Source organism: Agrococcus versicolor (genome assembly GCF_039531815.1).
Taxonomy (GTDB): domain Bacteria; phylum Actinomycetota; class Actinomycetes; order Actinomycetales; family Microbacteriaceae; genus Agrococcus; species Agrococcus versicolor.
This window is the reverse complement of record NZ_BAAAQT010000005.1, coordinates 493671-511247: the sequence shown is the minus strand read 5'-3', so window position 1 is coordinate 511247 and position 17577 is coordinate 493671. Positions and strand designations below refer to the sequence as shown.

Here is a 17577-nt window from a genome sequence, read left to right as displayed (position 1 = left end):
CCAAGCCCCTTGGGACACCCCACCGAGATGGGGTGTCCCACGGCCGAGGCGGGACAGCGGGACACCGTGGGACACCACCTCGCCTGCCCAGTCATGGCGCGGAAGTCGTGTCCCAACCCGCGCGGGACAGTGCGGGACACCACCCATCGGAAGGAGTGTCCCGCTGTCACACACCCCTAGGGGTGGGACAGCGGGACACCTCCAGGGCGGAACAGCAGCAGAACCATCGTCATACCCCCATGGGGTATGACTGCATCAGCAGGAGGCCATCATGCCGAACCCCAACGACCCCACCTATCTCGACGGCACGCGGTGCTGGATCGACGCGACCGACCTCACCGCCCTGTGGAAGTGCGACCTGTGCCACCGCGTCGACCTGCACCTCACACGCGAGGACGCCGAGGTGGGCGCACGGCAGCACCACCGCATGAGCCACCGCGGGTACGTCATCCCGCCCGCCCTGCCCCGGCCGTGCAGCCTCGACGGCTGCTCCCAGCTCGCCCGACGCAATGGCCTGTGCAACCCGCACTCGGTCGCAGCATGGCGCCAGGCCAGGCGCCCGCTCGAGCACCTGACCACCCCGACGCCCGAGGAGGCGACCGCATGACCGAGCAGCAGATCGACACCGACGAGCAGGCGCAGACGATCGAAGCGGTCGAGCGCACCCTCGTGTGCGACGTGTGCGACGAGGAGCTGGAGTGGGTCGACGGGTACGCCCTCGCCCACCGAGGCGGCGAGGTCGGCTACTTCCACACGCTCGTCGCCGTGACGCCCGAGGACAGCAGCACGCCGTGACCGCCTTCCACCGCACCGCAGCGTGGGGCGCCCTCGTGCGCCGCATGCGCCCCGTGCTGCAGGCGCAGGTCGACGCGGGCACCGCCGTCTGCCTCGACTGTGGCAGGCCCGTGCTGCCCGGCGATCGGTGGCAGGTGGGTCACCGCCTCGGGCGCGACAGCCACCCGCACCTCGCGCTCATGGACTGGAACGTGGGCACCTCGCACGGTGGGCAGAAGGGCCGCTCGTGCAACCAGCGCGCGGGTGCGAGGTACGGCAACGCGAAGCGGGCAGCACGCGCGAAGCGTTCGACCGAGATGCTGCCGTGGTGAACGAGACGCCGACGGACGGCGCGAACGCGATCGAGTCCGCGTTTTTGAGCGATCGGCACCACCCCGCCTATGGCTCCCGAAGCAGCCCCTCCCCGACCGATCCGGGCCCCGGATTCCTCTCGCACGCCCACGGCTACGAGGGGACGCGGCACGAGTTCGAGCGGGGCATGCAGGCGCTGGGATTCGACGTCATCCACCCGCAGCAGGCCGACGTGCAGCGCGTCATCGACTCGACCGGCGTCGAAGGCCGGATGCTCTACCGATTCGTCGCGGTCGACGAGCCGCGCCGCTCGGGCAAGTCCGAGGCGACGTACGGCCTCGCGATCGGGCGGTGCCTCGAGCGCCGCGGCTACCGTGTGGCCCTGACGTTCGCCACGACCGGCACGAAGGCGGCGCAGCGATTCAAGTCGGACATCTTCGGGCGCCTCGAGCGGTGGGCCGAGCGCACGGGCACGACGCTGCGCACGATCAAGTCGAACGGCCTCGAGGGCATCCACTTCGAGGACACCGACTCGCGCATCATGATCCTGCCGCCGAAGGGCGACGCGTTCCGATCCGAGGCGTTCGACCTCGCACTCGTGGACGAGGCGGGCGAGGCGAGCGCCGACGGCACGGCCATGCTCCTGCAGGCGATCATCCCGACGATGGACACGCGCCCCACGGCGCAGCTCGTCGTCGCCGGCACGCCTGCCACGTTCCGCGACGGGCAGCTCCTATGGGACGTGCAACGGAAGGCGCGCGACGGCAAGCGCCGCTACGGCGCCGTGTTCTACGGCGTGCCCGTCGACCTCACGCTCGAGGACGTCGAGACGTGGGAGCAGGTCGCGCCGCTCCTGCAGGCGTACCACCCCGGCGTCGCGTGCGGCCTGACCGACCTCGAGATCATGGAGGAGGCGTACGAGGCCATGGGCCCGGCCCGGTTCATGCGCGAGTACCTGGGCCAGTTCGGCCTGGACGCGACGAGCTCGGGCATCATCAACCCGGCGAAGTGGGAGGCGTGCGAGGCGCCGGCCGGCACGCCCCTTCCGACGCCGCCCGAGCACCACGCGGTCGCGTTCGCCGTGAGCCACGACCAGGCGTTCTCGTGCATGGCCGCGGCCTGGCGCGGCGACGACGGCCGCGCGATCGTCGGGCTCCTCGCCTACGATCCCGGGCAGGCGTGGCTCCCCGAGCGCGTGAACGGCTACGCCGACAAGCACCCGCGCGTGCCGATCGGGCACGACTCGAAGGGCACCGTGCAGACGGAGGTCGAGAAGGTCGCGCAGGCGCGCAAGCGCACCGTGCTCCACCCGCAGTCGTGGATGAACGTGCAGACGGCCGCCGCGCTCCTCGTGCGCGAGGTGCACCGCGGGATGCTCGTGCACTTCGGCCAGGCGGCGCTGACCGACGCCGCGCTCGTCGCCTCGCGCCGCGGCGACCAGTCCGCGTTCGCGTTCGGCCGCCCCACGCCCGAGGCGCAGATCGTCGCCGTCGAGGCCGCGTCCATGGCGCTGCGCCTGTACGACGCGACCCCGAAGGCGGCGCGCCGGTTCTCGGTCGTGCTCGACTGAGGCTGTAACCACGCCATACCCCCTGCGGGTATCCATGGAGTGATGGACCTCCGCGGAATCTTCGGCTCGGGGGACGCGACTGGCACCGGCCTCGCGTCCCCCCTCGCGGCGTCCGAGACGTCCCTCTCGCCGGCCGTCGCGATCGCCGAGGCGCTGGGGCTCGAGCTCTCGAAGCTGCCCCTCGGACGCGAGTCCGCCATCCAGATTCCCGCCGTCGCCCGGTCGCGGAATCTCATCATCGGGGCTGGCGCCCCGCTGCCGCTCGTCGCGCTCGACGCGACCGGCACCGTGAAGCGCCAGCCGTCCTTCCTGCACCGCATGGGCCAGGTCGTCGAGAACCCGTACGACCGCATGGCCTGGACGATCGACGACCTCGTGTTCCACGGCGTCTCGCTGTGGGCCGTCGAGCGCGGCGCGCGCACCGGCGGGTCCGTGCACGGCCCGATCCTCGACGCGGTGCGAGTGCCCTTCGACGCCTGGCAGATTCGCGCCGGCAAGATCGAGGTGCGCCTCGCACCCGGCTCCCCCATGGAGCCGGTCGACGCCGCTGACGTCCTTCTGTTTAACGGTCCCACCGGCGGCCTCCTGCGCGACGCACGCGAGACGCTGCGCGCGGCGCAGGCGATCGAGCGGGCGTACGTCGACCGCGCGCAGAACCCGATCCCCCTGACCGTCATCCGCCACCAGACGGGCGCGGGCTCGTCGGATGCGCTCACGGTCGAGGAGGCGCAGGACGTCCTCGCCGTGTGGAGGAACGCACGCCGGGGCGAGGGCGGCGCGGTCGGCTACCTGCCCCCGACGCTCGTCATGGACACCCCCGGCACGGACGCGCAGGCGCTCCTGCAGGACGCCCGCAACGCGGTGCGCATCGACATCGCGAACCACGTCGGCATCCCCGTGGCGATGCTCGACGGCGGCGTGGCCGAGGAGTCCATGACGTACCGCAACGCCGAGGGCGAGACGTCCCGGTTCTACCGCGACCTCATGTTCTGGCTCGAGCCCATCCAGCAGCGCCTGTCCATGGACGACGTGGTGCCGCGCGGCCAGCGTGTGCGCTTCGACCTGTCCGCGTTCGACACCCCGGCGCCGGCGCCCACCGGCGTCCCGACGGAGGACTGACCATGACCGACACCATCACCCCCGAGGCCGGCCTGTTCGCCGTCGTCGCCGAGCGCCCCCGCACCGTGCGCGGGCTCCTCCTGCCGCACGGCGAGGAGTCCCGCGTGAGCGCGTCGGGCACCGCCCCGATCACGTTCCCCGAGGGCACCGTGCGCCTGCCGCGCGATCCCTCGATCGTCACGCTCAACCTCGAGCACGACCGCTTCGAGCCGATCGGCCGGGCGACCTCGCTCGAGTCGACGCCCGCCGGCATCGTCGCCGAGTTCGCGATCGCCGACACCGAGGAGGGCGACGCCTACCTCGCCGACCCCTCGAAGCGTCGCCTCTCGGCCGAGCTCAAGGGCATCGTCCGCCAGGGCGCGTTCGCCGTCGCCGCCTCGCTCACGGGCGCCGCGATCGTGACCGAGGGCGCGTTCGCCTCGGCCGGCCTGTTCGCGCTCGGCGACGTGCAGGAGGCCGACGAGGAGCCCGAGGTCGAGGTCGAGTCCACGACCGCCGACGGCGACCACGTGCAGCTCGCCGCAGACACCGCGCCCGAGGACGTCACCGTGACGACTGCCGACGGTGCGACCACCCGCTACGTCCCGGCCCCTGCCGAGGACGAGAACCCCGAGGCCGCCCCGGCGGCAGGAGAGGAGGCGACCATGGCATCCGCCGTCGCACCCGCAACCGCCAGCCCGGCGGACATCGAGCGTGCCGAGGAGGCCGGCGCCAACGCCGTGTTCTCGGCCATGACGATCGCCCTCCACGGCCACGGTGCCGCGCGCGAGGAGGCCGAGCAGATGCTCGCCGCCCTCTCGGACATCAAGATCACCGGCACGGGCGCGCTGCCCGCGACCGGCGTGCTGCAGCCGGCGTGGGTCGGCGAGGTCTGGCGAGGCCGCGCGTACCAGCGGAAGTACATCACGCTGGGCACGCAGGGCTCGATCGCGGCCATGGAGGCCAAGGGCTTCGTGCTCGACCAGGGCACGGCGCTCGTGCAGAAGTGGGCCGGCAACAAGGCGCCCATCCCCTCGGGCACCGCGTCGACCTCGCTCGTCACGAGCGTGCTCGACAAGTACGCCTACGGCGCCGACATCGCTCGCGAGTTCTTCGACCTGCCCGGCGGCGAGGAGGTCATCGCTGCATGGTGGAGGGGCGTGGTCGAGTCCTACGCACGCCTCACGGACGCGGACGCACTCGCCTACATCGTCGCCGCGGCAGGTGCCCCCGTCGCCGCGGACACGTACCCGTCCGACTACCCCGCCGCGCTCGGCATGCTCATCCAGGGCATCGAGCACATCGAGGACGCCGAGGACACCCCGACGTTCGCCGTGATGAACCGGGCCGCGTGGCGCCAGGCGCTGTACGCCGGGCACGAGCGCATCCCCGAGTTCGTCAACTTCGACTTCGGCACGAAGGGCGAGGGCGTCGCTGACGGCTTCCGAGTCGTCCGTGGCGACATCGGCATCGACGACTCGCCCGCTGTGCTCGTCGGCTCGAAGCAGGGCATCCGGTTCTCCGAGCTCGGCACGACGCCGGTCACGTTCGACGCGCTCGACGTGGCGAAGGGCGGCGTCGACCGCGCGACCGTCGGCTACCTGCAGACGCTCGTCGACCGCCCCTCGTCCTTCGCCCTCATCGGCACGGCCGACACCCCGTAAGCGACTCAGGGCAGGGACGACGACATGGCGCACTTCTACCGCTACGACACGCCGGGCACCGTCCCGGTCGAGTCGTCGTCCCTGCCCTCGTTCGACGGCTTCACCCACGCGGCCGGCGACCTCATCACGCCCGACGGCGACCTGCTCGTGCTGAACACGGTGCTCGACGCCGAGGGCCTGAGCGTCTACCTCCCGCTCCTCGACCTCGCCGGCGTCTTCGTGCTGCAGGTGTCGCTGACCGGGCCGGGCGTCTCGCGCGCCATGCCCCTCGTGCGCATCCCCGTCGAGGAGCGCACGGCGCAGTGGCACACGATCGACTCGGCCCGGCACGACTGGGACGGTGCGCCGCAGGACGACGCCCGCCTGTTCGACCTCCTCGCCGTCGCTCGTGAGCAGTGCGAGGCGTACGCGCCGGTCCTCCCGCTCGGCGCCCCCGTGCCGCTGCGCTACCGGCAGGCGCAGCTCCTGCAGGCGCGCAACGTGTGGAACGCCTCGCGCACGGACCCCGGTGCCTCGACGATGGGCGCCGACGGATTCCAGGTCACGGTGTACCCGCTCGACTGGACGGTGCAGCAGATGCTCCGCCCCCGCACTCGGCCGGTCGTCGCATGAAGGCCGCGCGCGAGTACGTCGCCCGAGTGCTGGCCGAGCACCTGCCGAAGGCGTGGCGCGTGGTCGACAACGAGAACGGCTCGGACGTCATCGACCGCATCACGGTCCGTGTGCGCAACCAGCGCGTGCGCCGGCTGGCCGAGGCGTCCATGGGCGCCTACGACCACACGCTCCTCGTGCGCGTCACCTCGCACCTGACCGACCAGGCCCGCGCCGAGCGCGACCTGGAGGACGCGCTCCCCGACCTCCTCGCTGTGATCGAGGACCACCTCGGCGCCGCGTGGGACGAGGCCGAGAAGGTGCTCGACCCCGACACCCAGACCCTCGCATGGGACGTCCCCGTGCATGTCATCACCTCCCGAGAGGACTAGCCCCATGGTGCAGATCAACGTGAAGCCGATCGTGCTTCGCAACGTGAAGGTCAACATCAAGTCCGGCGCGACCGACGTCGGCGACTTCGAGAAGGCGCTCTCGCAGGTCGAGCTCACGCCCTCGTCGAGCACGGTGTCGCGGAAGGGCCTCAACCCCGAGGCCGTGTTCAACTTCCCCGGCGCCGAGACGTGGGTCGCCACGCTCGCGTACGCGCAGGACTGGACCGCCGCCACGAGCCTGTCGCGCTACCTGTTCGACAACTCGGGCGCCGAGGTCGTGCTGACGTTCCTGCCGAACAACGGCGCCGCCGTCTCGGCGGCGAACCCCGCGTTCCGCGTCACGGTCACGCTGCAGTCCGGCGCGGTCGGCGGCACGGTCGACTCGGTGGCCGTCGGCTCGGTCACCCTGCAGTGCCAGGGCAAGCCGGCGCTCATCACGAGCCTGGCCTGAGCCATGCCGGGGCGGATCGACGTCGAGAGGTCGCGGGTGCTGCAGGCCGCGATCCTCTCGCTGCGCTCCGCCCCGACCGAGGTGCGCAAGCAGGTTCGCCAGACGATCCGCGCGAAGCTCGCGCCCGAGTTCACGAAGCAGATGGCCGAGCGGGCGGCGGACTCGAACCAGGCCCGCCTGTCGTCGGCCGTGCTCGTGCGCGGGGCGCGCATCGCCGCGAGCGACCAGAACATCCGCATGTCGACGGCCGGCTCGGTGCGCGCCCTGTCCGGCGGGCTCGTGCCGAACGCGCTCGGCAAGGGCGTCGAGTTCGGCGCACACGCTGCGCGCGAGACGACGTACCGCCGCCGCTCGGTCAAGGGCAAGACGCACTCGGTCACCCGCAACACGACCGCGCAGATGCCGAAGCGGCGCCAGCGCGGCTGGGCGTTCTTCCCGACCGTGAACGACCTCACGCCGCGCTTCGCCGCGCTGTGGTCGCAGACGGCGATCCGCACCGTCTACGAGGCATTCGAGGGGAGGCGCTGACATGGCGATGGAAGTCGACCTCGCGCTCAACGCCCGCCGGTTCCAGGCCGGCACGAAGGACGCCGAGCGCGCGCTCGAGGGCCTGAGCGACGTCATCGACGACTTCACCCGTGACGCCTCCGACGCGGGCGAGGAGGGCGCGAGCTCGTTCGACGACATGGGCGACGCGGCCAAGGACGCCGAGCGCGAGTTCGACGACGCTGCCCGCTCGATCGACGATGTGCGCGACGAGCTCGGCCGCGCCGAGGACGCCGCACGCGACCTCGGGCGCAAGGGCAAGGACGCCGGCGACGACATGCACGACGGCATGCGCCGCGCGTCGGACGGCGTGAACGAGTTCCGCGACGAGGCCAACTCAACCGCGCGCGAGTCCGCCGCATCCTTCGACGGCTCGGCCGAGTCGATCGGCGACGCCTTCCAGGAGATCGCCGCGAACGCCTTCGGTGGCTTCGGTCCCGCGGGCGCCGTCGCCGGCATCGCCGCGGCGGCCGGCATCGGCCTCGTCACGGCCGGCTTCGACGCAGCGAACGAGGCCGCCGAGCTCTCGAAGGAGCGTGCGGCCGAGTGGGCCGCGGCGTTCATCGAGGCGGGCGCGACCGTGCTCGACGCCTCGACGCAGGCCGCCATGGCGCAGGACATCATCACCGACCCCGAGCGGTGGCAGGAGGCGCAGGACAACGCCCGCGAGTGGGGCGTCTCGACGGCCGTGTCCGTGGCCGCCATGACCGGCGAGACGTGGGCACTGGACGCCGCGCAGGCGAGCCTGAACGAGCGCCAGGAGGAGGCGGTGGGCACGTCCGGGGCGTACACCGACGCCTACGGGAACGTGTCGCTCGTGCAGCAGGGCGCCAACCAGGAGCTCGTGAACGGTCAGGAGGCGCTGAACGCGATCAACCAGGAGATCGAGAACGGCACGATCGGCGCCGCGACCTACTCGGACACCCTCATCCTCATGGCGCAGAACACGGACGGCGCCACCCAGTCGACGAACGAGTTCGGCGATTCCGTCTACGCGCTCCCCGACGGCACCGTGGTCACCGTCGACGCCGACACGGGGCAGGCCGTGCTCGACGTGTCGAACGTGGCCGAGGACATCAACAACCTGCCTGACGGCAACTCGACGATCAACGTCACCACCGGCCCGGTCAACTCGTCGTCCGTCGCCGCCTACATCCGCAGCCGCCCCTCCGTCGAGCTCCAGATTCGAGCCCGCACGCAGGGCGGCATCGCGATCCCCGTCTAGGAGCACCATGGCAACCGACGGATTCATCTACCGAGCCTCGACCACGCCCACGCTCGTGGTCGAGGTCGACGCCGTGCTCGGCTTCGCCGGCACGCGCGAGTCGCGCTCGACCGTGCACCCGATCCCCACCGGCGGCGTCTCGGTCGTCGTGCGCCCGCACGGGCCGCGCACGGGCACGTTCCAGTTCGCCCTCCGCGGCGCCACCGCGCAGGCCCGCGCCGAGGCCCTGGAGGCGTCGCTCGCCACCGGCGCCCGGCACTACCTCTCGGGCACCGTCGGCGGCACCTCGACCTGGCAGTGGTTCGTCACGGGCCAGGTCACGTTCGAGCGCGTGCACGACGTCCGCGGCGCCGTGTGGCTCGTCTCGGCCGAGTGGACGGCAGCATGAGCGGCCGCGTGTGGGACTGGACCGTGACGCCCGTCGGGGCGCCCGCGGCGCTGCCCGTGCTCGACGGGCAGATCACGGTCGACGACACCCGCAACCCGCAGGTGCAGGCACGGCTCACGGTGCCCTTCGGCACGTGGGCCGAGGCCAACCGCTTCGACCCGTTCACGCGCTCCGAGGTCGTCGTCGAGACGCGCTACCAGGCGTACGCGACGGGCAAGCTCGCGGCGTTCGCCAAGCCGGCGGTCGGTACCTCACCGGGCAGCCTGGCGACCCTCGACTGGAGCAACAAGGCCAGCAGCCCCGCCTACCTCGGCGCGGCGATCCCCGCGACCACCCGCCGCGTGCGACGCCTCCGCCTGTTCGTGACCGACGTCACGGTGGACGAGACGGCCGGCACGATGGAGGTCACGCTCGCCTCGGCCGACTTCCTCCTGACCGAGCTCGTCAACTTCGGCCCGCCGTGGATGCCGCGCCCCGCCGCACCGACGTTCCTGTGGACGCTGGACGACGTGTGGGGCGAGTTCTTCCGCACGTTCCGCCTGCCGCTGTGGCTGTCCGAGACGCTGCGCAACCCGACCAGCGGCTACGCCTTCCGCGAGGCGGTCGAGCCGTGGGCGACCGGCGAGAACGCGTGGACGTGGCTCAACAAGGTACGCACCGACGTGCCCGGCTGGCGCTACGTGATCGACACCGAGACGAACCAGATCGGCTTCCAGCAGGTGAGCGGCGACATCGCAGCGACGCCGGCGCAGGCGACGGCGCAGCGCCTTGGCGCGACCTCGATCACCGCGACCCGCTCGGTCGAGACGGCGTTCGAGGGCATGAACCAGTACGCCGACGCGGTGGCTGTGCAGTGGGTCGACCAGACGGCGCTCGACCGCCCCGACGTGTGGGAGTTCGCCAACGCACACGGCGACTGGCGCCTCATGCGACGGGCGTTCGTCGAGCAGCGCGACCTGCACACGACGGCGGTGCCGGCGCTGGCCGAGGCCCGCATCGAGCGCATGCGGCGCTTCCGCCGGATGGTCACGGTCACCCGCCCGATCGTCGCCAACGCCGCCCCGTTCCGCGACCTGACCGACGCCGAGGCGGCACTCGCCACCCAGTCGATCGTCTACTCGTACCCGTCGGGCGACGTCACGACGACCTATCTCGAAAGTGAGGCATGACATGGGCATCGACGCCGCGACCGGCATCTACCTGTTCGACGGGGGCGAGCCCGACTTCCCCATGGTCGACACGCTCAACCTCCTGTCCACGAGCGTGCGCGACACCGTGCTCGCGCTGCGCGGCGAGATGAGCGCCCTCGACCTCAACGCTCGCCAGAGCATGCGGAAGTTCCAGCTCACGCGCAACGGCATCGGCGACAACCCGAGCCGCTACTTCCTGGCGCGCTCGCTGGAGGACACCGCGGCGGCTTCGCCGAACCCGTTCCCCTACTCGTACTCGACGTCGGGCGTCGACAACGGCGGCTTCCTGTTCCCGGCCGGCACGTACGGCTTCGACCTGTTCGGCACCTACTCGGCGAACACGTCGGGCCGATCGACCATGAGCATGTGGGTCGGCCTCTCGACGGGTGACGCTGCCTCGGGCGGCACGCTCCTGCGCGAGTCCTCGTGGGGCGGCATCGGCTCGTTCACGGCGAGCATGGTCGTGAACCGCATCAAGTTCTCGACCGCGACGCGCGTGTGGTTCCGCACGGAGAAGATCACCGGCGGCACCGCGAACGCGACCGCCGAGCTCATCGTGACGCGCTACGAGGGCATGTAGCCATGGCACGCCTGAGCCCCGAGCGCATCGTGTTCACCTCCGGGTGGGGCGCGCGCGACCCGATCGCCACGAAGGCCGGCAAGACGCCGGCGTTCCACCTCGGCGCGGACTTCGGTCCCGAGGTCCGAGGGAAGGACGGCGTGCCGCTGTGCGCCATGATCGCCGGTCCGATCGTGCGCGTGCGCGACCAGTACGGCGCCCTCGGCGTGTTCGTCGGCGACAAGGCCACGCGCCGCGTCGACCTGTGGCACCTGGCCTCCTACGCCCTCGCGGGCGACCACGCGCACGAGGGCGAGGTGCTGGGCGTCATGGGCTCCACGGGCCTGTCGACCGGCAACCACGTGCACGTCGAGCTGTGGGAGAACGGCCGCCGCGTCGACCCGAAGCCGTTCATCGACTCGCAGGCATCCAAGGCCGTCGCGCTCGCGCCGGCCGACTACCCCCGACCCATCCGAAGGAGCGCCACCGTGACCGCATGGATCCGTGTGCAGCAGCCCGGCCACCCCGAGCACAATGTCGTCGACATCCTCACCGGCCACGGTGCGAAGGGCTGGGCGCGGGTGCCGTCCGAGGACCACCTCAAGTACCAGCTCGACGCCCACGAGACGAACCACGGTTACCGCCCCACGGTGCGCCCCGTCGGCGCGGCCGAGGCGTACCGCCTGCGCGACCTCTACGCGGCGATCGCCGCCGGCAAGGGGGCGGGCTCGTGAACCGCACCCTCATCATCCTGGCCTTCGTCGGGCTCGCCGCGGTGGGCCTCGCGGGCGGCATCATCGTGCACTGGCTCAACCCCGAGGCGCAGGCCACGTGGGGCAACTTCGTGTTCACCATGTTCGGCCTGGCGACCACCGCGGCCGTCACGGTCGGCGGCCTCAAGGTCGTGAACGACAAGGTGGACGAGGTGAAGCAGCAGACGAACGGACGCCTCACCGCCATGGACGACGAGGTGCAGCGTCTGCGCCGTGTCGCCCTCGACAACGGCCTCGACCCGGACACCGGCGAGCCCATCGCAACAGCCGTGCAGCCGATCGTCGAGCCCGATCCCGAGCCCTAACGGGTCGGCTGCACCCGGTAGTGAGTCTCGTCCGCGTTCGTCACGACCTTGCCCTTGTGCAGGGTCGTCGACCTCGCGCCGCGGTCGACGGTCACCCACGTCAGTTCGACCTTCGACCCCGGCGGCAGGGGCTGATAGAACTCGAACGGCGACGGCGGTCCGGGTAGCAGGATCGCTACCTCGCGGAACTGGGTCGGCGTGCCCGTCACGATGTCGCGTGCCGCCGCCTGCACCGAGAGCAGGTGCCGGTCCTTCAAGATGTTGTCGACGCGCCATTGGTCACCCTCGACGACAACCTCGAGCGGCGCGTCCGAGGGCTCGCGGGATCGACGTACCCGCGGCAGCACTACGTCGCGCACGAACCACGCGACGCCGAGCGTGCCCCAGCCGATAAGCAGCCCAACCACGAGAGCGACGAACGGATCATCCATGAGTGGATGCTACGACTTAGCACCCCGCGAGTGTCTTTAGCGCGGCATCGACAGGTCGACGCGGCGGCCCGTCGTCGAGAGCATGCGCTCGACGAGGTCGCGCGTCTCGTGCGGCGTGAGGCGCACGTCGAGCTCCTCGCTCGTGCCGCCGCGCGCGACGAAGACGCGCGTGCCCTGATTCACCCACACCTCCTCGACCGCGGGATCGTCGAGGTACGGCTGCAGCACCCCGTATCCGGTGATGGCGGCGAGCACCGAGCGCGTCGCCGCCTGCTCGTCGTCGAGCATGGGATGCGCACCACCGAGCGCCCGCTCGCTGTAGTGCCGCACGGCGTCGCGCACGTACCGATCGGCGAGGTCGCCGCCGCCGCGGAGGTCGATGCCGTCGCGTCGCACGCGGTCGCGGACGAGCTCGGTGATGGCGACGACGGCTCGGCTCATGGGACGCGATCCCAGCACACCGCCGGGCTCGGCGTCGGCCGCTGTCCACAGCACGGTGGCTGCTCGCTCGCGCGTGCCGACCCGGTGCCGGGTGCGCCGCGCGACCGTCTCGGCGACGTGCGCTCGGCGGCCGTCCGCGGCTGCTACTCTCGCGGACGGGGGGCGCGACATGCAGGATGGCACCTCGGATCGCGAGGCGTTGGCCGCCCGCATCCGACACGAGCACCGCCACGGGGATCCGCGGCGACGAGCGCTCGCCTGGGTCATCGGCATCATCGTCGTGGCGGTCGTCGCCGTCGGCGGCGTGACGGTCGCGCAGCTGCTCCCGAGCGGCGAGGATCCCGAGACGATCGCGACCCCGCAGCACGCCACCGAGTCGCACGGGTTCCTGCTCGCGCCGCCCGACGCGGCCGCGACGCCCGTCGCGGTGACGCTCTACGAGGACTTCCTCTGCGAGTCGTGCCGGGCGTTCCACCAGGAGAGCGGCACGTACCTCGCCGAGCAGGTCGCGGCCGGCGCCATCAGCGTCGAGTACCGCCCCATCGTCTTCCTCGTCTCGGCCACGACCGACGAGTACGCGCAGCGCGCCGCGAACGCCGCCGTGTGCGTCGCCGACGCCGCGGGCGTGCCCGCCTACGTCACGATGCACGGGCTGCTGCTCGACGAGCAGCCGGCCCACGGCGGGGCGGGCCTCAGCGACGCGCGCCTGCTCGAGCTCGCCGCCCAGGCGGGCGCGACGGGCATCGAGGACTGCGTCGCCGATCGCGAGTTCGAGCCGTGGCTCGACGCCGCGATCGACGAGGCGCTCGCCGCCGACGTGAGCGTGACGCCGACCGTGCGCATCGGCGACGTGAACGTCGTGCGCCTCTCCGACGGCCGCGAGACGGTGCCTGGCCCCGCCGAGCTGCAGTACGCCGTCGACGCCGCGGCGGCCGCCGGATGACGAACGACGCCGCCACGCCGTCGTGGGATGCCGAGCGCAGGCAGGCGCCGCAGCGCCCGCAGTTCTCGTCGAGCCTGCCCGCGGAGGACCTCATCCCCCGCCCTCGTCGCATGCTCGTCGCGCTCGTGCTCGCGATCGTCGCCGCGCTCGCATGGCTGACGATCGTCGCGCTCGGCGCGCTCGACCTCGACTCGCTGCGCCTCTCGCTCGTCGACGCGCTGCCGGAGGACCTGCGCACGGAGTACGAGGAGGCGACGCAGCAGTCGGCGGCGTCGATCATGCTCGGCGTCGTCGCCGGCCTCGGCACCCTCGTCGTCGTGGCCCAGCTGCTCGCGATGCGCGCGATCGTCGTCGCCCGCACGTCGCTCGCCCGCATCGTCTACGCGGTCGCGACCGTCGTCCAGATCCCCGTGACGCTCGTCGCGCTGCTGCTCGCCGGCGACGCGGCGACGAGCACGGTGCTCGGCGGCGTCGTCGTGGCGTCCGCGGTCGTCGCGCTCGTCCTCCTGCTCACGCCTCGAGCCTCGCGGTGGCTGCGGCAGGGAGAGGCTCCTCGATCGATCCCGATCGCAGCTGCTGCTCCATGAGCTCCGAGATGATCCGCTCGCAGCTGCGCTCGGCGATGCGGCACGCCTGACTCGTCGCCCGATCGAGCAGCGGGTTCTCGCGGAACGAGCGCCACCGGCGCAGGTGCTCGACGGCCGCCGCGAGCACGGTGTCCGGCTCCTCCGCGGCGTCGAGCCCGAGGCGACGGTGGTGGCTCGCGCCCCGACCGCCGACGAGCCGCTCGAGCTCGTGGATCGCATCCTCGGCGAGGTGGAGGCGACCGCTCGCGATGCGACCGACGAGCTGCATCTCGGTGAAGGCGTGCGCGGAGGCCATGTGCTCCTCGGCGGCGACGAGCAGGCAGTCCGAGCCCTGCACGGGCGTCGCCCGCAGCAGCTGGTGGAGCGCGAGCACGGTCGAGTAGGCCTTGAGGTCGGGCTGACGCTGCGCGAAGTGCACGTCGATCGTGCGGCGCAGCTCCTCGAGCCCGCTCCGACGCAGCAGCTCGGCGGCGAGGTCCTCCGCGTCGGCGACGCCACCGCGCACGGCGGCGATCGCGATGCGGATGCCGTACATGCCGAATCGCTCGACGAGGTCGGCGCGCACGCTGCCGGAGGGCAGCCCCTCCTCCGCGGCCGTGATGAAGAGCTCGGCGCTCACGAGCAGCTGGCGCGCCTGCTCGTCGTCGAGGGTCGCGAGCTGCCGCAGGGTCGCGAAGTCCGTCTGCCGCAGCGTCATCGCGCCCATGCCCATGAGGCCCGCGACGGGCACGATCGTCTCGCACACGCCCGTGAGCGCGGGATCCTCGCGCAGGCGGTGCACGGCCTCGTTGATCGAGAACATCGCCGTGAGCCTGCCGGAGCCGAGCTCGTCGGCGCGCGACAGCACGGCGATGGCACCCATGGCCGCGCTGCCGTGGCGCGTGCGCTCGTGGAGCGCCTTCATGTACTCGATGTCCGACTCGTGCAGCGAGCGCAGCAGGTACACGACGGCGTCGGCGCCCGCGGCGCCGTGCTCGGGCAGCAGGAACCGGTCGGTCTGGCTCGAGATGTCGTGCGACGCCGAGGCGATGCCCGGGGTGTCGATGAGGGTGATGCCCTGGATGCCGGGCGCCGGCCACGAGACGTCGAGACGCTCGACCTCCGTCGGCGAGAGGCCGGCGAGGTCGAGCTCGAGCCGGTCGGGCTGACGCCGCGTCGGGATCGAGACGGTCTCGCCGCCGACGAGCCTGCCCTGCACGCGCGGAGCCCGGCTGTAGTGGTACCAGGTGACGATGCGGGTGCACTCGCGCGAGTCGGTCGGCGCGATGCGCTCGCCGAGCAGGCCGTTGAGCAGCGTCGACTTGCCGGACTTCACGGAGCCGACGAGGGCGACGCGCAGCGGCTCGTCGAGGCGGGCCTCGAGCAGCGCGAGCTCGTCGCGCGCCTCGGGGACGAGCGCGTACAGGTCGCGCGCCTCGACGAGCAGCTCGCGGGCCGACTCGATCGGATCCCTCATGACGCGCTCCTCAGGGCGACGGATGCGTGGGCGGTCGAGAACGATGCGGCCTGCTCGCACAGGGCGCGCAGCTCGGCGAGGTCGGCGGTGAGGCGCTCGACGCGCAGCTGCCGCTCGGGCTTCGGCATGTCCGCGCCGCGCTTCGCGAGGCGCACGGACTCGGCGAGCGACTGCTTGAAGCTCTCCCCCACCCCGACGAAGTGCTCGCGCAGCACGCGCTTGCTCGAGATCGAGCGGTCGCGCGCCTCCTTGCCGACCTGGAAGATCGCCTCGTCGATGAGGCGGCGCACGGCGGCCTTCGCCTCCGCGCGGCGGCCGTCGAGCCGCGTCTGCGCGTCCTGCCGGTAGGCGAACGTGCCGACGACGAGGCCCGCGGCGAGCGAGAGCGGGTTCACGAGCGCCATGCCCGCGAGCGACGTCATGAGGCCGAACATCAGCACGCCGCCGTAGGAGCCCTTGAGGCCGATCATGAGCTTCTTGCCGATGCCGAGCCTGCCGGAGCCGATGAAGTCGAGGCCGCCGACTGCGCGCAGGGCCTGGTCGGTGCCGGCGAGCGAGAGCTCGGGCAGCGCGGCGCGGCCGTCGAGCGAGAAGTGGTCGGCGACGACGCCCGCGAGGTGGAGGCTGCGCTCGTGCGCCCAGACGAAGTTGTCGGAGACGGCCTGCGTCACCGAGTCGGCGAGCCACGCGCCGATCTGCTCCCACGAGCGCCCGGGGTCGCTCGAGTCGATGAGCCGCTCGGCCTCGCGGCCGACCTTGCGCAGCCGGTCGCGGAGGTCGAAGTCGACGTCGGCGATGAGCTCCTCGACGCCGTCGGCGAGCGTCTGCTGCCAGCGGGCCGAGCGCTGCGTGAGCTGCTCGGCGGTCTTCTGCGCACGCTCGAGGTCGTGGACGACGACGCCGCCGCTCGCGGGGTCGAGCAGCACGTCGAGCTCGCTCTGCGCGACCATCGCGAGCAGGCGGCCGACGGCGACGATCTCCTCGGCCGCGGCGAGCTGGCGCTGCGTCACGACGTCGGCGCGCACGGGGCCCTGCAGGTGCGCGGCGAGCTGGTCGATGCCGGAGCGCTCGCGGCTGCCGGGCGTCTGGTCGCGCAGCGCGACGCTGTGCAGGAAGGCGGAGGTGGGGATGATGCGGGCGTCGACGTCGGCGTCGGCGAGGTGCTCGCGGTCGGCGTCGTGGATGCTGCGCCACTGGTGCTGCAGGTCGTGCTTGCTGAGCACGAACGTCACGCGGCCGCAGAGCGCCGCTGCCTGCTGCAGGAAGCGCAGCTCGGGGTCGGTGAGCTCCTGCGTCGCGTCGGAGACCATGACGATCGCGTCGGCGTCGGGCAGGAGGGTGAGGTTCGTGGCGGCGCGGGCGTTGCCGCGTCCGACGCCGGGGGTGTCGACGAGCACGAGGCCGCCGGCGAGCGCGGCGCGCGGCAGGGTGACCTCGGCGTGCAGGGTGCCGATGGCGCCGGGGGCGCCGCTGCGCTCGGTGACGAGTCGGCGGAGCTGGTCGGGGGCGATCGGGGTGCGGATGGTGCGCGCATCCTCGGTCAGCGTGGTGACGAGGGCGGCGGAGACCTGCTGACCCCAGCGCACCTCGGTGGGCACGGCGGTCGCGACGATGTCGTCGACGGGGCAGACGTCGGCGGCGACGAGGGCGTTCACGAGCGAGCTCTTGCCCTGCTTGAACTGCCCGACGACGACGACGCGGACGGTCGCGTCGGCGAGGGTGCGCGAGGCGGCATCGATGCGTCCGAGCAGGTCGGGCCGCACGGTGCTCGCGGCGATCTGCCGGAGGCGATCGGCGGCGGAGGCGAGGGGTGCGGCCGTCTCGACGGAGAGTGATGCGGGCATTCGGGGTTCCTTCGGCACGGCGGTGGGTGGAGACCGC

General features: G+C 72.3%; 22 protein-coding genes. 18 read left to right on the top strand and 4 right to left on the bottom strand.

Going from position 1 to position 17577, the window contains the following annotated elements; translation table 11 throughout:
• Window positions 1-271: 271 nt before the first annotated feature.
• From ABD249_RS05250 to ABD249_RS05175, 16 genes are read left to right on the top strand one after another with little or no spacing between them, the layout of a single operon-like run.
• Complete coding sequence (locus ABD249_RS05250; RefSeq protein WP_344341168.1) at window positions 272-607, top strand: hypothetical protein; 336 nt, start codon at window positions 272-274, stop codon at window positions 605-607.
• On the top strand, window positions 604-795 hold the full coding sequence (locus tag ABD249_RS05245) for a hypothetical protein (protein ID WP_344341165.1): 192 nt from the start codon (window positions 604-606) through the stop codon (window positions 793-795). The genes ABD249_RS05250 and ABD249_RS05245 overlap by 4 nt, the downstream gene beginning before the upstream one ends.
• A complete protein-coding gene (locus tag ABD249_RS05240; RefSeq protein ID WP_344341162.1) occupies window positions 792-1106 on the top strand; it encodes a hypothetical protein in 315 nt (104 codons plus the stop codon). Before ABD249_RS05245 ends, ABD249_RS05240 begins: the two co-directional genes overlap by 4 nt.
• Window positions 1103-2656: a hypothetical protein gene (locus ABD249_RS05235; protein ID WP_344341159.1), complete on the top strand. Its 1554-nt coding sequence runs from the start codon at window positions 1103-1105 to the stop codon at window positions 2654-2656. Before ABD249_RS05240 ends, ABD249_RS05235 begins: the two co-directional genes overlap by 4 nt.
• A 42-nt stretch (window positions 2657-2698) precedes the next feature.
• On the top strand, window positions 2699-3775 hold the full coding sequence (locus ABD249_RS05230; RefSeq protein ID WP_344341156.1) for a phage portal protein: 1077 nt from the start codon (window positions 2699-2701) through the stop codon (window positions 3773-3775).
• Window positions 3776-3777: 2 nt separating this feature from the next.
• Window positions 3778-5418, top strand: coding sequence for a hypothetical protein (locus ABD249_RS05225; protein WP_344341154.1), 1641 nt, complete (start codon window positions 3778-3780; stop codon window positions 5416-5418).
• A gap of 24 nt (window positions 5419-5442) precedes the next feature.
• A complete protein-coding gene (locus ABD249_RS05220) occupies window positions 5443-6030 on the top strand; it encodes a hypothetical protein (RefSeq protein WP_344341151.1) in 588 nt (195 codons plus the stop codon).
• Window positions 6027-6401: a hypothetical protein gene (locus ABD249_RS05215; protein WP_344341149.1), complete on the top strand. Its 375-nt coding sequence runs from the start codon at window positions 6027-6029 to the stop codon at window positions 6399-6401. Before ABD249_RS05220 ends, ABD249_RS05215 begins: the two co-directional genes overlap by 4 nt.
• 4 nt (window positions 6402-6405) lie before the next feature.
• Window positions 6406-6852: a hypothetical protein gene (locus ABD249_RS05210; RefSeq protein WP_344341147.1), complete on the top strand. Its 447-nt coding sequence runs from the start codon at window positions 6406-6408 to the stop codon at window positions 6850-6852.
• 3 nt (window positions 6853-6855) lie between these two features.
• Entirely contained in the window at window positions 6856-7380 is a 525-nt protein-coding gene (locus ABD249_RS05205) for a hypothetical protein (RefSeq protein ID WP_344341144.1), read from the top strand.
• 1 nt (window position 7381) lies between these two features.
• Window positions 7382-8623 carry a hypothetical protein gene (locus ABD249_RS05200; RefSeq protein ID WP_344341142.1) on the top strand — a complete coding sequence of 414 codons (1242 nt, stop codon included), beginning with the start codon at window positions 7382-7384 and terminating at the stop codon, window positions 8621-8623.
• Between the two features lie 7 nt (window positions 8624-8630).
• Window positions 8631-9011, top strand: a complete 381-nt coding sequence (locus tag ABD249_RS05195) for a hypothetical protein (protein ID WP_344341140.1) — start codon at window positions 8631-8633, stop codon at window positions 9009-9011.
• Window positions 9008-10180 (top strand): hypothetical protein, encoded by a 1173-nt coding sequence (locus tag ABD249_RS05190; RefSeq protein WP_344341137.1) that lies wholly within the window; start codon window positions 9008-9010, stop codon window positions 10178-10180. Before ABD249_RS05195 ends, ABD249_RS05190 begins: the two co-directional genes overlap by 4 nt.
• 1 nt (window position 10181) lies before the next feature.
• Window positions 10182-10781, top strand: a complete 600-nt coding sequence (locus ABD249_RS05185) for a hypothetical protein (protein ID WP_344341135.1) — start codon at window positions 10182-10184, stop codon at window positions 10779-10781.
• A 2-nt stretch (window positions 10782-10783) separates the two neighbouring features.
• A complete protein-coding gene (locus tag ABD249_RS05180) occupies window positions 10784-11494 on the top strand; it encodes a M23 family metallopeptidase (RefSeq protein ID WP_344341133.1) in 711 nt (236 codons plus the stop codon).
• Window positions 11491-11838, top strand: a complete 348-nt coding sequence (locus tag ABD249_RS05175) for a hypothetical protein (protein WP_344341130.1) — start codon at window positions 11491-11493, stop codon at window positions 11836-11838. Before ABD249_RS05180 ends, ABD249_RS05175 begins: the two co-directional genes overlap by 4 nt.
• Here the strand turns inward: ABD249_RS05175 and ABD249_RS05170 are convergent.
• Window positions 11835-12269, bottom strand: coding sequence for a hypothetical protein (locus ABD249_RS05170; protein ID WP_344341128.1), 435 nt, complete (start codon window positions 12267-12269; stop codon window positions 11835-11837). The genes ABD249_RS05175 and ABD249_RS05170 overlap by 4 nt on opposite strands.
• Window positions 12270-12305: 36 nt before the next feature.
• Window positions 12306-12710: a hypothetical protein gene (locus tag ABD249_RS05165; protein WP_344341125.1), complete on the bottom strand. Its 405-nt coding sequence runs from the start codon at window positions 12708-12710 to the stop codon at window positions 12306-12308.
• A 169-nt stretch (window positions 12711-12879) separates the two neighbouring features.
• Here ABD249_RS05165 and ABD249_RS05160 point away from each other — a divergent pair, with 169 nt between their 5' ends.
• Both ABD249_RS05160 and ABD249_RS05155 read left to right on the top strand, forming a co-directional pair.
• The gene (locus ABD249_RS05160) at window positions 12880-13653 is read left to right on the top strand and encodes a DsbA family protein (protein ID WP_344341123.1); all 774 of its coding nucleotides are present in this window, start codon (window positions 12880-12882) and stop codon (window positions 13651-13653) included.
• On the top strand, window positions 13650-14240 hold the full coding sequence (locus ABD249_RS05155) for a hypothetical protein (RefSeq protein ID WP_344341121.1): 591 nt from the start codon (window positions 13650-13652) through the stop codon (window positions 14238-14240). The genes ABD249_RS05160 and ABD249_RS05155 overlap by 4 nt, the downstream gene beginning before the upstream one ends.
• Here ABD249_RS05155 and ABD249_RS05150 read toward each other — a convergent pair.
• A complete protein-coding gene (locus tag ABD249_RS05150) occupies window positions 14164-15696 on the bottom strand; it encodes a dynamin family protein (protein ID WP_344341118.1) in 1533 nt (510 codons plus the stop codon). The two genes, ABD249_RS05155 and ABD249_RS05150, sit on opposite strands and share 77 nt — an antisense overlap.
• Window positions 15693-17540: a dynamin family protein gene (locus ABD249_RS05145; protein WP_344341116.1), complete on the bottom strand. Its 1848-nt coding sequence runs from the start codon at window positions 17538-17540 to the stop codon at window positions 15693-15695. The genes ABD249_RS05150 and ABD249_RS05145 overlap by 4 nt, the downstream gene beginning before the upstream one ends.
• Window positions 17541-17577 lie beyond the last annotated feature (37 nt).